The organism is Staphylococcus warneri (assembly GCF_900636385.1).
GTDB lineage: Bacteria > Bacillota > Bacilli > Staphylococcales > Staphylococcaceae > Staphylococcus > Staphylococcus warneri.
This window is the reverse complement of record NZ_LR134269.1, coordinates 40,383-54,470: the sequence shown is the minus strand read 5'-3', so window position 1 is coordinate 54,470 and position 14,088 is coordinate 40,383. Positions and strand designations below refer to the sequence as shown.

Sequence of the window (14,088 nt, the reverse complement as noted above, 5' to 3'; positions counted from 1 at the left end):
GTCAAATACTCCTTTATGATTTTATTATTTTCTAGAAGTTTTTGTCTTATCTTTGATGAATAAACATAGAATAAATGCAATCACAATCAAGATGGTTGTAAATATAAATGCTGCATCTACACCATGTACAGTAGCTGCACGCATCATTTCAGTTTTAGACTGACCGGTATGACTACCTGCTAAATCATTTTTAGATACAATGGAAAGAATCGTAATACTCACTGCGGTACCCATTGCCCCAGCGATAATACGTAATGAATTCATAATTGCTGTACCATGAGAAATTTCTTCCGATTGTAACGCATTCAGTCCTGCAGTATTCAATGGCATGATTAATAAACCGACTGAGAACATACGAATCGCATAAATAACGACTACATACCAAAATGGCGTATCTGTTGATAAAAATGTATGAAGAATCGTCATAATAATCAACAGTGTGAAGCCAGGTATCACTAGGACACGTAATCCGAAACGGTCAAATACCTTACCTGTATAAACAGAAATAAATGCATTAAACACAGCACCTGGTAAAATCACAAGCCCTGATAATACTGCTGATAGTCCTAAACCTGTTTGTACATACATAGGAATGAGTAATGCAGGACCAACGATACCAATAAATAGCAACATAGATGCTACTGCTGATAAGGTAAATGTCTTACTTCTAAAGACACGTAAATTTAACAATGGATGGTCAATTTTTAACTGACGGAATGTAAAGATGGCAATCACGATTACACCTAATATAAATGTAATGATTACAGCTGGTGACGTGATACCCAACGTACTGATACTACTAAACGCGAATAAAATGAGGCCGAAACCAAAGGTAGAATATACAACAGAAATCTTGTCTAAAGCAGTATCTTTTGGAGAACTATGGTTTTCAACGAAGAAGTAACCAATCACGAAGGCAATAATAGCAATCGTTGCGACGACGTAAAACGGCATTCTCCAACTAAACGCATCAATGAGCAAGCCCGTTAACGTTGGTCCAATCGCAGGTGCAGATTGTGCGACTATACCTGTTAGTCCCATCGCAAATCCACGTTTTTCTACTGGGAATAAGGTGAACACTGTAAATTGCATGAGCGGTAATAAAATACCTGCACCAATTGCTTGAATCACACGAGCCACCATTAAAATACTAAAGTTTGGGGAAAGTGCTGCCACTAAAGATCCAATTAAAAAGGCAGCCATAGAGAAAATATATAAACCTCGTGTAGAATATCTATCCATTAAAAATGCAGTAAGTGGAATCATAACACCGTTAACTAACATAAATCCTGTAATCAACCATTGTGCTGTCGTTTCAGGAATACCTAAGCCGGAAATAATCGCTGGTAAGGCAGTATTTAAAATGGTTTGATTTAACATAGCTACGAATGCACTGATTAACATCACTACCACAATCGTATTTCGTTTTGCTATTGTCATTTCACTACTCGACACGACACCCTACTCCTTTCTTAAAATTGTCCACGAAAAACTGTATCATTTTTAGTTAGCTTAGCAAACCATTTTACTTAAAAGACGCTAAATTATTCCTAACTGTTGAAAATATTTGTGTGTGTTGAAATGAAATGTGTGAAATTGAACGATATACATGGGAGACAATGACTAAATCTAATCTTTTGACTTATTTTATCTATGGATATATTACATCTATAGAAGTAAAAGGAGATAACTTTAAAACTTATATGTTCTAACACTTATTAGTACATTGTTTTACTTTTCTTTCTTCTTTTTATTACATTACACAATAAAAATAGACCAACAAAAATAAAGGAGGTCTTTATATGAATAATAAAAAATTAATAGCAACATTGTTATCAGTAGGTATAGGTGCACATCAATTAAATACTTATTTTAAAAATAAACATATTGACGGGGCAGGTAAATACGCATTAATAACAGGTGCTTCAAGTGGTTTAGGTGAAGCATTTAGTAAAACATTTGCACGACATCACTTTAATTTAGTATTAGCTGCAAGATCTGAAGATAAATTAAACCAATTGGCTCATCAACTAAAAGCACAATATGAAATTAATGTAATCGTCATTCCTGCAGATTTATCTAAAACTGAAGATATTTATCATTTATATGATAAATTATCCGAAAAAGGCATTGAAATAGAGCAATTAGTTAATAACGCGGGATATGGAAAAAGTGGTAAGTTAGTGGATATCGGTACAGAACAATTAATTTCCAACCTTAAATTAAATATTACTAGTGTGACATTATTATCACGTTTATTCGGAAAAGATATGGTTGAACGAAACAGTGGGAAAATTTTAAATGTAGCATCTCTAGGGGCTATGACACCTGATCCTTATTTTAATGTTTACGGACCAAGTAGAGCTTATGTGATGAAATTAACCGAAACTATGTATGGCGAATTATTAGATACTAATGTTAATGTTAGTGTTTTATGCCCTGGGCCTTTAGATACCAATTGGGCTGCTAATGCCGGTAAATCTTCATCTGCCTTTGCAAGCAATCCACAAACCGTTGCTAACCATACATTCTATAAAATGCAAAATAATGAACTTGTGATTATACCAACACTATTACACAAAATAGAAAGACAGTTTTTAAATGTTGTTCCTAATAAAATGCTTGCTAAAATTATAGGTAATTGGCAACTACGCCTTATTAATAAATAAACTATAAGATGAGATATCCCCAATTATTAATTGGATATTTCTTATAAATTTACCTGTTCCAATTTAGGTAATCATAAAACGCTATAACAATGATTCGGAGTGGCTCTATTTGATATCCACTCCTCTTTTATGTACATTTACTTTCAAAAATAATAATGCAGATTATAGTCTTTAAACAGATAACCGTGTATACTTGTCATATTACATACAAAGGAGTATTTAACTATGAAGACGTTACTTATTAACGCACACCCTGATTTTAATAATGACAGTACCTATACTGCTCAAATGAATGCTATGTTTTTAGAAAAATATAATGAAGCATTTCCTAATGGAGAGATTGAAGAACTTAACTTATATGAAGGTTTATTACCTCGTCTTGATAGCGAGCAATTGTTAAACGTGTGGAATAAACTTGGCGCGGGTACACCATTATCTGAGGAAGAGCAACAAGTTGCTGACAAATCTACATTTTTAGTACAACAATTTAAAGCACATCATCGTATTGTGATTTTGACACCATTACACAACTTCAATATCACATCTCGTTTAAAAGATTACATCGATAATATTATGATTCCTAGAGAAACATTTAAATATACAGACGATGGCTCAGTTGGACTAATGACAGATGATTATAAAGCATTACTATTACAAGCAAGTGGTGGTATTTATACCAATGAAGAGCGTTATACACCACTTGAATTTTCATACCATTATTTAAGAGAAATGTTCAAAGAAGTTATGGGCTTTGATGAATTCTACATTGCACGTGCACAAGGTACATCCATTTTACCTAAAGAAGATATTATCAAAGACGCAGCTAAAGATATCAATCAAGTCTTTGACGCATTTTATTCATAATATATCAATGACCATATAAATCAAGCGTAGTACTTAACAATCATGTTCTGTACTACGCTTATTTTTTAGACTGCCTTAACACTTCCCTGTAGTTAAAAGGCTACTGTACCTATTAACATTGCAATAAGTAACAATACAATAGCAAAGCCCCATACCCAGAAGAAGGCATATTTAATATATGTGCCCATGTTGGCTTCGGCTAAACCAAGTGCAAGCCATACTGCTGGCGCAAATGGACTTACGAAGGTACCTATAATATTACCGATCACCATTGAGTAAGCAGTAGACACTTGTGATACGCCAAATTCAGCAGCTGTTTGTTTAACAATAGGTAACAATGCGAAATAGTAAGCATCCGTACTTGTTAATAAATCAAGTGGTACACCAAAGATACCTACAATAATGTGAATATACGGTCCGACTGGTTGCGGAATAATATGAATGAAACTTGTAGAGATTGCTTTAAGCATACCCGTCTCATCGAGAATACCTAAGAACATCCCTGCTCCTACAATGACAACAGCCATCATTAATGCATTAGGTGCATGTGCTTTTAAGCGATCCATTTGCTCATCTACACTCTTATAGTTAATGATTAAAGCAATAGATACACCTATCATAAATGCGAATTCTGGCGGAGCGATATTCGTTAACATTGCAACCATAACTAATAAAGTTAACAATGTATTAATCCACTTAATAGACCCATGCTCTCTGGCACGACCTCTTACTGGAAACTTAATATCTTGTTCATGTTCATAATGCGCAACAAGTTTATGTATATCAATATCTTGAGTTTGTTCAATTTCTCCCTTTGCGATCCCTTTTTGAATACGTTTCTTTTCTCTAAAACCTAAATACACTGCAAGTAACATAACGAGAATAAAACCAATTATTTGAATTGGTATTAAACCATACCATAATTCATTGACACTTTTAGCTTTTAAAACGGTTGCGACACGCGCCATTGGACCACCCCAAGGCACCATATTCATCACTGCTGCACTGAGCGCTAATAATAAAATGAGTAAATAGCGACTCATATTTAATGCTTTGTATAATGGTAATAAGGCAGGAATACATAATAAAAATGTCACCGCACCTGCGCCATCGAGTTGTGCAATCGTTCCAAGTAATGCCGTCATAATACAAACGACGACTACATTACCACGTGTCATCAGTAACAACCGCTTCACAAGTGGTTTAAACAGACCACTATCGTTCATAATACCAAAGAAAATAATCGCAAAAATGAACATAATGACAACGTTCATCACTTGCGCTAACCCTTTATCAAAGAACTTAACCAAATCGGCAACACTATAGCCTAAAATTAAAGCACCGATACATGGAATCAATGTCATACCCACAACCGGACTAATCTTCTTAGCAATTAGCAATCCTACAATTGAAATAATAATTGCTAAACCAACAATCGTTAACCACATACTATCCCCTTGCATGATTAACATCCCCCTTTAAATAATGAAACGACGATATTGCATTTGTTTACAAAATACTAAAATACCAAATCGTTTTAATTTTTAGAAAAATGTAAGCGCTTTAAAATGTTTTATCATAACATGGTTTATGAGGAAATATGTAATTCGTATGGGAAATAGATTGGATCATTACACATCTATATTAAAACAGTCTAGGACATAAATATATATTTCAAGTTACATTCATATTTAGGCAGTAGTTGACTGAAATGAAAATGTGGTTGTACCAAGCTTTTTCATTTCTAGTCACCCTTGCCGGGGTGGGACAACGAAATAAATTTTAAGAAAATATTATTTCTGTCCCTCTCCCTTGAACTCAAATACATCAATCTGTTGTTTAGAGACATAGTAAATTATTTAAAATAATGATATTTACAAGAAACAATAATTATTTCTGAATCATGTACTTTATAAACTAACCTATGTTCAAAATTGATTCTTCTACTATAATATCCTTTAAAATTACCTTTCAAAGCTTCAGGTTTTCCTTCACCTTCGAGTGGGCCATTACGATTTATACATTTTATCAAATGGTTAATCTTTTTTAATAATTTTTTATCATGAATTTGCCAATATTTATAGTCTTCAAATGCATCAGGTGTAAATAAAATATTTAATCTACTCATATGATTCTAAATCTACCTCTATTGTATTTCCACGCTCAGCATCTTCTATAGATTTAGCCAAGTGTTGGGCATTAGCAGGGGATTGTTGGAGGTATAATGTCTCCATCATCGCATTGTAATCTGACTCCGAAATCAGTACAGCATTGCTATCATTAGTTGTTATAGTCACCGCATCTGAATCATTGTTAACTTTATCTATTAAACTTCTAAAATTTTTTCTAGCTATTGAGTACGATACTATTGCCATAATCTGTACCTCCTTTCAATAAATTGTACAAAAACCTGTACAATAAGTAAAGCGTATTGTTACTCACCCCTACCTTTGTTTGATGGAACTTTAAGAAGTTGTAAAGAGAAATTTATATTACGTTCATAATCTTAATTTATGATGGGGGTGTCGTCGGATTTTCTGAAGTACGTTGTTAATCTGTCGGCATTTCATATTAAATGTTGCTCATAATCCAGATTTAACAGATAGAGGTGCTAATAACATGAAAAACAGAAAGAATTCTTATAGTATTCGTAAGTTAAGTGTAGGTGCATCTTCAATCATCGTTGCATCTATGTTATTTGTCGGAGCGGAATCTGCACAAGCAGCAGAAACTGAATCACAAGATCAAACTACTGTACAAAATGTTAAAGAAACAACTGAATCATCTAACTCTAATCAAACACAACAACAACCTTCAGAACCAACAAAAGCGAAAGATTCTGATACAAATAATACGAATGTTGAACGTCCTGAATCGAATTCGACACAAACATCAAATCAAGACACTGACAAAATGCAGGATACATCAACTAATCAAACAAACGAAAATTCTAAACATATTATTGATAAAACTAATGACGTTTCACATGAAACTACAAAGACAAATGATACAGATCAAACGTCATCTCAAGACAATTCAGAACAATCTCTTGAAGTCGACTCAAATGAGGCACCAGCTTCAAATGACAAATCAACTCCAACCAAACAAGAACCTACTAATTCAAAGCAAGATATTGATGAAACATCTAAACCTAATGAAGATTCAAAACTTGTACCATCAAAGTCAAATATAACATCTAAAGCAGATAAACAAGAACAGTCTTCTAAAGAACCTGGTGAGGATAATGCTCAAAAAGATAAACATGTATCACAAGAAGATTCATCTATAGAGAAACAAGGTACACAAGAGAGTCCGCAGACTGACTCACATAAAGATGTAAATGTAACACCATCAAAGTCATCATCAACACAACATCCATCTACAACACAACATATCACGGCTAAAGATTCTAGTACTTTACAAGAGGTGCCAGTTCATTCACTAGATTCATCTAAACAAGATCAAACAACATCGACTGAGAGCCATATCAATTTAGATAACCTAGATAAACAAGCGACTAAAGATAGTACACCTGCAGATAATGACGATGATCAATCTAAAGATGGTCTAAATACATTAACTAAAAATGCGGTAGCCATACATAACAACAAATCCAAAGCACAGGCTACTCAACCTACTAAAGATCAGACGAATAAGGTAGCGCCTCAACAACAATATAAAAATCATGACCCTATTATACTTGTTCATGGATTTAATGGTTTTACAGCTGATAATGGACCTGGTTTAGGAGATAGTAATTATTGGGGTGGCGATCGTCTTAACATCACACAAGAAGCACGTGCAAAAGGTTATAACGTGAGTGAAGCTAGTGTAAGTGCATTAGGTAGTAACTATGATCGTGCGGTTGAATTGTACTACTATATCAAAGGTGGCACTGTAGATTATGGTGCGGCACATGCAGCTAAATATGGTCATGAACGTTATGGCAAATCTTATGCAGGTGCCTATAGAGATTGGAAACCCGGCCAGAAAATCCATTTAATTGGCCATAGTATGGGTGGACAAACCGTTCGTTTATTAGAAGAAATGTTACGTAATGGAAATCCTGAAGAAATCGAATATCAAAAACAACATGGTGGTGACATTTCACCATTATATAAAGGTGGACAAGATAACATGATTTCTTCCATTACTACGTTAGCGTCACCTCATAACGGCACACACGCCTCTGATTTACTAGGTAATGAAGCGATTGTAAGACAAGCTGTTTATGATTTTGCGAAATCACAAGGTAATAAATTCTCTCGTGCCGATCTTGGTTTAACTCAATGGGGATTAAAACAGAGACCTGATGAAACTTATATAGACTATGTAAAACGCGTTGAAAATAGTAACTTATGGAAGACAAAAGATAATGGATTCTATGATTTAACAACTGAAGGTGCACAAGAGTTGAATAATCATACGTCACTCAACCCAAATATTGTTTATAAAACATATACTGGCGAATCATCTGACCCAGATAACAACGGTATCCATCATCGTAATAGTCATATGAATATTAAGTATTTACCAACAACCAATGTAATTGGTAAATTAGACGATAAAGCTTGGCGAGAAAATGACGGTCTAGTATCAGTAGTTTCGGCACAACATCCATCTAATCAAAAATATGTCGATACTACAGATCAAATTCAAAAAGGCGTATGGCAAGTCACACCTGTCCAACACGATTGGGACCATGGCGACTTTGTCGGAACACAAAAAGATGAAAACGGCATCTCAATCGAGCAATTCCAAGGCTTCTGGGATAACCTATTAAACGATGCTATAAGAAACGAAAAAGTGACTGATCAATAAACATTTATAAAAATTAAGACCCCTTCTATATTTAAACAAATAGCCAATATAGAAGGGGTTATTATTCTATTTTAAAGATATATTTAATGATTTACTTTTAATCTTGAAACTATCTAAATGCTTTATCTAATGAACGGTTTCTCCTGGGACACCACCTTGGTCAACATCCCCAGCTGGACTACCATTAATCGTTTCTGGTTTACCATCTCCGTTATCATCCGTATAGTCATAAACCTCTATTTCAGGCATCGTTTCATCAGAATGTTCTTCCTTTTCATCGATTTTTCTTTCTGTTTTAGATTGAGTATCTGCTGTATTTGTTACAGGCTGTTGAGGTTGGCTTACTGGTTGATTAACAGTATTTTGATTATTTTGCATTGTATCTTCAGGTGTTTGTTTATTACTTTCTTTAGTTGTTTTCTTTTTAGATTCTTTATGTTCTGCTTTATGCACTTCTTTCTCTTTAGTTATGATATTTTTATAAGAAGAATATCCCCATAAACCAGTTGCCAAGATTATAATAACTAAGCATACACATGCTAAGATAGACAAAAATATTTTCATCGTTTCCCCCCGTTTATTTTAATTCTTCCAAAACCCTATTCATATTGTTGCAAACTATTACAGTACCTTCATATGGTGTAACTTTAAATGTCGCCGAACTAGCTATATTTCTCTATAAAAAAATAGCTATACTATTCATTGATAAATTTTCATTGTTTTTCTTTATTTTCAATATATTCTTTCTGCAATACATTTACTTGAGTCAATCCAGATTTCATTAATATAAATATAAAAATCCATGCAATAACTATTAAAATAATTAATTTTAAGTTATAACTTCCTAAGAATGTGATTGGTGCATCCCAAATAAAATGTAAAACAACAGAGATAAAGAAGAAAAATAGAAATCGTTTATCAAGGATATTAGACCAAGTAAACTGACTAGTATTTTTCACAATAACCACTGCTGCTCCAATAATCGCTGCCCATACTAAATGACCACCTAAAGCAGACCATCCTCTTGAAATGATAATTTCAATCATTACATTAAGATCAACTGTTTGATCACTCATGAAACTAAGGTTCAATATATATCCTGCCGTTTCAAATACAGCAAAACCAGCACCAATAGAAGCACCTATTAATATACCATTCAAAATTTTATTGGTTCTTTGATAGTTAATAAATAAAACAACTATAATAGCTTTGCCTATTTCCTCAACTAATCCAATTAAAAATGCATCACCCGTTGTCATAATTCCATACATTTCAAGATCATCACTAAAAGATACAAATTGATATAGCACAAGCGTGCTTATTAAAGAAAAGACCCCACCAACAAAGAACATTTTCAAGACTTCAAAAAAACTAATATTACGAAATGCATTGGATTCAAAGAAAAATATTACTCCAGAAATAGGAACGATTAGTGCTCCAATAAATATCATACCTGGAATACTATTTTCATTACCAAACATTTTTGCTAAAAACCACAAGCCAATAAAAGTAATTAATAGTGATATGAATACGCGTGAAAATACCCATGGTTTTCCCCATTCTTCTGAAACCTCTGTAATATGTGGTGTAGTACTTTGTGTACCAGCTATAAACACATCATCTGATTCATGCTTTGAATGAAACTTAAACACTTGGGAAAACATATCTCTCAAATTTAATTTAAGAATTTCATCATTTCCAGCTAATCTACCTATTGATTTTGTCGTATTATTGAATAGATTTTTAGCTTCCTCAGTAATATTGGTATTATTAGCAACTTCTCTTTCAATATGTTGATGACTATGATTATAGGTTTCATTAGATGAATATTGCATAGATTCATTTAATTTAAATCCACAATTAATACAGAATTTATCATTAGATTGGACGTTTTCATTACAATTAGGACATGTTAAATTATTATTTGTATCTACGTTTTCCTTCATAATGGGCTTTTCCACAGTTAAATTGGTACCACAATGTTGACAAAATTTATCATTCTGACCTACTTCATTTGCACATGATGGACAAATCATTTAGTTGCGCTCCTTTTTATAAATATAATTCTAATAAAAATATATTAACTTATTTTGTCACAACTTACTACATATTTTTTAAAGTTATGTATAAATATTTCTTATAATTCAAACTTTTTTATTTACAAATTAAAAAGGTTCACATGTTGATATATAAACCTTTTGCTATATGTTATAAAAACGATGTTGAAAGAAATTAAAAAGTGACTGTTCAATAGTGTGAGTTGTAGAAAGTCATAATATAAAACAAATGCCAATCCACCTATCATTAAAGGTGAATTGGCATTTTTACTATTGCACGTTATCTATGCGTTACTTTCTTGGATAGCCTCATATAATTCTACAAATTTTTTACCTTCTTTACGTGACACGTAATCAAATATCCAATTTTCATTATTGTTTTCGGTTATTACTATTCTATACGGACTAAATGATAAACCAAATTTCAAACTCTTTATTTCATTAAAGTGAAATTCGTTTTTAATCTCTGAACCTTTCAGTAATCCATCTGCTTCAAAATAAATCACGTCTTTTAGTAAATATAGTGTCCCGGGAACGCCTTGAGATGTAAGTAATTTCATTGAAACTTGAACTTTATACACTGGGTGCTCTAAATTAATTTCCATCCTATCTCTCCTATCATTAATTTATTAACTATGCTTAATAATATTCTGATCAGACTGAAATTTTAAACTATTTATGATTATTTGTTTCTTAATAAAACTATATCCTAAAATATATTTGAAATAGTCATTTTATATAGAAAAAAGGCAACTTCTATCTCATTCATAGAAATTGCCTTTGGTTTATATAAAGTTATTTAAAAATAAATACATCTGGTTTATAGAGTTTCAATATTTTCACAAATAGATAATTGAAAAAGATAGCTGATATGATTGGTACGATGACATAAGTTATCGCAATCAGTAGCAAGCCACTACCCATACTAGTACCTAATAAGTTTAATGACTTAATTGGGCCTACTAATCCGATTAAACCAAACCCAGCCGAATCAGGTGTACCTTTAATATTAAGCAACCCGCCTATGAGTCCTGATACTGCAGCGGTACATGTAATTGGTAAAAATATAATAGGATGTCGAATGGTATTAGGCATCATTAATTTAACGGCACCGAGTAACACTGAAATCGGAACACCTACTTTGTTAACACGCCATGCCCCTAGTGCTAGCATAATAGCACTGGCAGAGACACCTACAGCGGCTGAACCTGCTGCGAGCCCTGAAATACCAATGGCAATACCAATACCAATCGCAGATATCGGTGACACAATAAGAATAGAGAATATCACTGCAATTAGAATTGTCATAATGATAGGTTGTGTATTCGTTAAACTATTAACAACACTTCCTATGCCCACTGTTATCAATTTGGTATAAGGCAGTAATAATAATCCTAAGAGACCAGGAATACCACCGGCAACGATGGGTAAGATAATCATATTTAAACTGCCTGCACGATCTCCGATGATTAAAATAATACCTACTGCAATCGCTCCGGTAATCATGGTATTAATTAAATCTCCGATACCTGTAATGACCCATTGGTGATTTGTAATTGTCGTTGCGCCAGAACCGACAAATGTTGCTGCACCAACCACAGCTGTTTGTAATTGTGTTAAATTAAACTGTATCGCAATTAAGACACCCGTTAAAATTGGAATCGTATATTGAATGCCTTGAACTACAACTGCTATTTTTGAAAATATCTCATTATACTGACTTAAGTATTTACTCAAATCTCCTAAAATCGCGTTAGGAAGCATACCTACAACGATTGCTATCGCTAATCCATTTAATATATTAAATAAAAATGATCTGGGTGTAATCCATTGTTTTTCGCCCATAATTCAAATACCTCATAGTTTCTTTCTTTATTTTAAAGTACGTGACAACGAACCTTTTAATAAAAAAACACTCTCGTCGAACTCATACAGAAACGTATGAATTTATACGAAAGTGTTTTAAGTTATGATTATAATACCATGATTTTTTAGAATAGCAACAGTTATTTGATATGATTGTTTGAGCTATATAATGTATGTTGTTAAAAAGCCCCATACTACAATATGAAAGCACCTATTACATAGACTATAAGTAAAAAATATATGTTGAGTATCAACGCTCTTCGAATATGTTAAATAAATTTTTCAACTACTAAATTGGATTAGGTGTTTGAATTGAAATCCTGCATCATATCATCAATGACTTCCTTAACGCTTCGAATAGATTTAATAGAACTTATGCCAGTTCCTACTGATACATATCCATTCTCTGTATCTCCTTCAACCATGCCTAACCTCATATTTTTACCTGCACCCATATGTTTTGCCAGTGCTTCGTTAGTCGCTCCATTTTTGTCCATTTCTTTAAGTTCTCGTGCTAATTTACCTGGAAGTGAGCGATAATAGGCTGGCAGATTTCTAAACAATATTAAGTCTTCTGCCTCTGAATCTACAATATACTGTTTCACATTTTCAGCAGCTGGATTTTCTACAGTAGGAATCAACGCACTACCTACATATACACCTTCAGCTCCTAAACTAAATGCTGCTCTAACACCTCTCACGTCACTCACACCGCCTGCAGCAATTACAGGGATATTAATCACATCGACAATCATTGGCACTATTGAAAAAGTACCAATGATATTTTCTGGTACAGACCCTCCTTCATCAAAACCAGTTGCCACAAAAACATCAGCTCCTAATTTTTCAGCTGCAATTGCATTTTCAGTTGTCGGCGTATTAGGTCGAAATATAATTTTAATATCATTGGCTTTTAATTTATTAAATATATTCTCATCCAATAGGCCGTTAATTAACACTGCATGAATTTGCTCCTCTATCAGCATATCAATAATATAATCCGTAAATGTTAGATTTTCATTTACCATAATGGTTGATGCAAATGGTTTATCTGTTAATGCTTTTATCTTTTTAATTTCTTTTCGGATACGTTCAGTCGTTTCAATAGCTGATTGCGTGTTTCTCGCTTCACCAGAATTAGGTCCTAAAATACCTAATCCTCCCGCTTCACTTACTGCACTTATAAATTCTGGATTAGTTAATGAATTCATCGCGCCTTGGAGTAGCGGTTTTTCTATATTCAAAATACTAGTTACTCTATTTTGCATATTTATAGCCCTTTCTAACTTGATTTGATTTAAATTATATTAATACATCTAAAAAAGTTAGAGAAGTAGGAAATAAATATTGCCTTAGTACTAAAAATTGTACTTTTGTAGCTTATCGAATGTTTTAATAACGCGTCATTTTATTATCTATCACACAAATTTGTATGATCTAAATTAATCATTGCCATATTTAGCACCATATTCTTTCATCAACTCAATAATTGGAATGATATCTTTACCCATTTCAGTAAGTGAATATTCCACTTTGGGAGGAACTTCCGGATAGACCTCTCTATGAACAAGTCCATCATATTCAAGTTCGCGCAACTGTTTCGTTAATGACCCTTGAGAAATACCTGATAAAAATCGTTTAATATCACTATATCGTTGAGGTTCATCTGATAAATACCATAAAATGTTTCCATCGACCTTCAAGTAAATTTTGTGAAAAGCCTAAATGATAAAGGTCGCTTTTATTTTTTATAAAGGATTCATCAAATCCATATTTACATATTTTAGCCATTATATCTTATCCTTTTACAA

General features: G+C 33.0%; 12 protein-coding genes and 1 pseudogene. 3 read left to right on the top strand and 10 right to left on the bottom strand.

Features of this window, described 5'->3' with window-relative positions:
• Positions 1–24: 24 nt before the first annotated feature.
• On the bottom strand, positions 25–1,455 hold the full coding sequence (locus EL082_RS00235; RefSeq protein ID WP_002466385.1) for an MDR family MFS transporter: 1,431 nt from the start codon (positions 1,453–1,455) through the stop codon (positions 25–27).
• Positions 1,456–1,802: 347 nt separating this feature from the next.
• On the opposite strand from EL082_RS00235, the gene EL082_RS00230 reads away from it, so the two are divergent.
• Positions 1,803–2,669, top strand: a complete 867-nt coding sequence (locus EL082_RS00230) for an SDR family NAD(P)-dependent oxidoreductase (protein ID WP_103286077.1) — start codon at positions 1,803–1,805, stop codon at positions 2,667–2,669.
• A 225-nt stretch (positions 2,670–2,894) separates the two neighbouring features.
• Positions 2,895–3,533: an FMN-dependent NADH-azoreductase gene (locus tag EL082_RS00225; RefSeq protein ID WP_103286078.1), complete on the top strand. Its 639-nt coding sequence runs from the start codon at positions 2,895–2,897 to the stop codon at positions 3,531–3,533.
• Positions 3,534–3,625: 92 nt separating this feature from the next.
• On the opposite strand, the gene EL082_RS00220 is transcribed toward EL082_RS00225, so the two are convergent.
• The 3 genes from EL082_RS00220 to EL082_RS00210 form a co-directional block, all read right to left on the bottom strand.
• Positions 3,626–4,996, bottom strand: a complete 1,371-nt coding sequence (locus EL082_RS00220; protein ID WP_002450206.1) for a CitMHS family transporter — start codon at positions 4,994–4,996, stop codon at positions 3,626–3,628.
• Between the two features lie 392 nt (positions 4,997–5,388).
• Positions 5,389–5,661 carry a Txe/YoeB family addiction module toxin gene (locus EL082_RS00215; protein ID WP_047210570.1) on the bottom strand — a complete coding sequence of 91 codons (273 nt, stop codon included), beginning with the start codon at positions 5,659–5,661 and terminating at the stop codon, positions 5,389–5,391.
• The gene (locus EL082_RS00210) at positions 5,654–5,908 is read right to left on the bottom strand and encodes a type II toxin-antitoxin system Phd/YefM family antitoxin (protein ID WP_002466398.1); all 255 of its coding nucleotides are present in this window, start codon (positions 5,906–5,908) and stop codon (positions 5,654–5,656) included. The genes EL082_RS00215 and EL082_RS00210 overlap by 8 nt, the downstream gene beginning before the upstream one ends.
• A 244-nt stretch (positions 5,909–6,152) precedes the next feature.
• On the opposite strand from EL082_RS00210, the gene lip reads away from it, so the two are divergent.
• Positions 6,153–8,354, top strand: a complete 2,202-nt coding sequence (gene lip, locus EL082_RS00205; protein ID WP_103286079.1) for a YSIRK-targeted triacylglycerol lipase — start codon at positions 6,153–6,155, stop codon at positions 8,352–8,354.
• Between the two features lie 126 nt (positions 8,355–8,480).
• Here the strand turns inward: lip and EL082_RS00200 are convergent, their stop codons facing one another.
• The 6 genes and pseudogenes from EL082_RS00200 to EL082_RS00175 all read right to left on the bottom strand — a co-directional run bounded on the left by EL082_RS00200 (position 8,481) and on the right by EL082_RS00175 (position 14,068).
• Positions 8,481–8,918: a hypothetical protein gene (locus tag EL082_RS00200; RefSeq protein WP_103286080.1), complete on the bottom strand. Its 438-nt coding sequence runs from the start codon at positions 8,916–8,918 to the stop codon at positions 8,481–8,483.
• A 149-nt stretch (positions 8,919–9,067) separates the two neighbouring features.
• Positions 9,068–10,390 carry a PrsW family glutamic-type intramembrane protease gene (locus EL082_RS00195; RefSeq protein WP_103286081.1) on the bottom strand — a complete coding sequence of 441 codons (1,323 nt, stop codon included), beginning with the start codon at positions 10,388–10,390 and terminating at the stop codon, positions 9,068–9,070.
• 305 nt (positions 10,391–10,695) lie between these two features.
• Positions 10,696–11,016, bottom strand: coding sequence for a hypothetical protein (locus EL082_RS00190; protein ID WP_103286082.1), 321 nt, complete (start codon positions 11,014–11,016; stop codon positions 10,696–10,698).
• A gap of 190 nt (positions 11,017–11,206) precedes the next feature.
• On the bottom strand, positions 11,207–12,256 hold the full coding sequence (locus tag EL082_RS00185; RefSeq protein WP_103286083.1) for a PTS sugar transporter subunit IIC: 1,050 nt from the start codon (positions 12,254–12,256) through the stop codon (positions 11,207–11,209).
• Positions 12,257–12,576: 320 nt separating this feature from the next.
• Positions 12,577–13,545 carry an NAD(P)H-dependent flavin oxidoreductase gene (locus tag EL082_RS00180; RefSeq protein ID WP_103286084.1) on the bottom strand — a complete coding sequence of 323 codons (969 nt, stop codon included), beginning with the start codon at positions 13,543–13,545 and terminating at the stop codon, positions 12,577–12,579.
• 174 nt (positions 13,546–13,719) lie between these two features.
• A pseudogene (locus EL082_RS00175) lies at positions 13,720–14,068 on the bottom strand (winged helix-turn-helix transcriptional regulator).
• Positions 14,069–14,088 lie beyond the last annotated feature (20 nt).

Coding starts and splice junctions, on each gene's coding strand:
- EL082_RS00215 (WP_047210570.1), bottom strand. CDS start 5,661: ATGAGTAGATTAAATATTTTATTTACACCTGATGCATTTGAAGACTAT.
- EL082_RS00225 (WP_103286078.1), top strand. CDS start 2,895: ATGAAGACGTTACTTATTAACGCACACCCTGATTTTAATAATGACAGT.
- EL082_RS00180 (WP_103286084.1), bottom strand. CDS start 13,545: ATGCAAAATAGAGTAACTAGTATTTTGAATATAGAAAAACCGCTACTC.
- EL082_RS00190 (WP_103286082.1), bottom strand. CDS start 11,016: ATGGAAATTAATTTAGAGCACCCAGTGTATAAAGTTCAAGTTTCAATG.
- EL082_RS00200 (WP_103286080.1), bottom strand. CDS start 8,918: ATGAAAATATTTTTGTCTATCTTAGCATGTGTATGCTTAGTTATTATA.
- EL082_RS00230 (WP_103286077.1), top strand. CDS start 1,803: ATGAATAATAAAAAATTAATAGCAACATTGTTATCAGTAGGTATAGGT.
- lip (WP_103286079.1), top strand. CDS start 6,153: ATGAAAAACAGAAAGAATTCTTATAGTATTCGTAAGTTAAGTGTAGGT.
- EL082_RS00195 (WP_103286081.1), bottom strand. CDS start 10,390: ATGATTTGTCCATCATGTGCAAATGAAGTAGGTCAGAATGATAAATTT.
- EL082_RS00210 (WP_002466398.1), bottom strand. CDS start 5,908: ATGGCAATAGTATCGTACTCAATAGCTAGAAAAAATTTTAGAAGTTTA.
- EL082_RS00220 (WP_002450206.1), bottom strand. CDS start 4,996: ATGCAAGGGGATAGTATGTGGTTAACGATTGTTGGTTTAGCAATTATT.
- EL082_RS00185 (WP_103286083.1), bottom strand. CDS start 12,256: ATGGGCGAAAAACAATGGATTACACCCAGATCATTTTTATTTAATATA.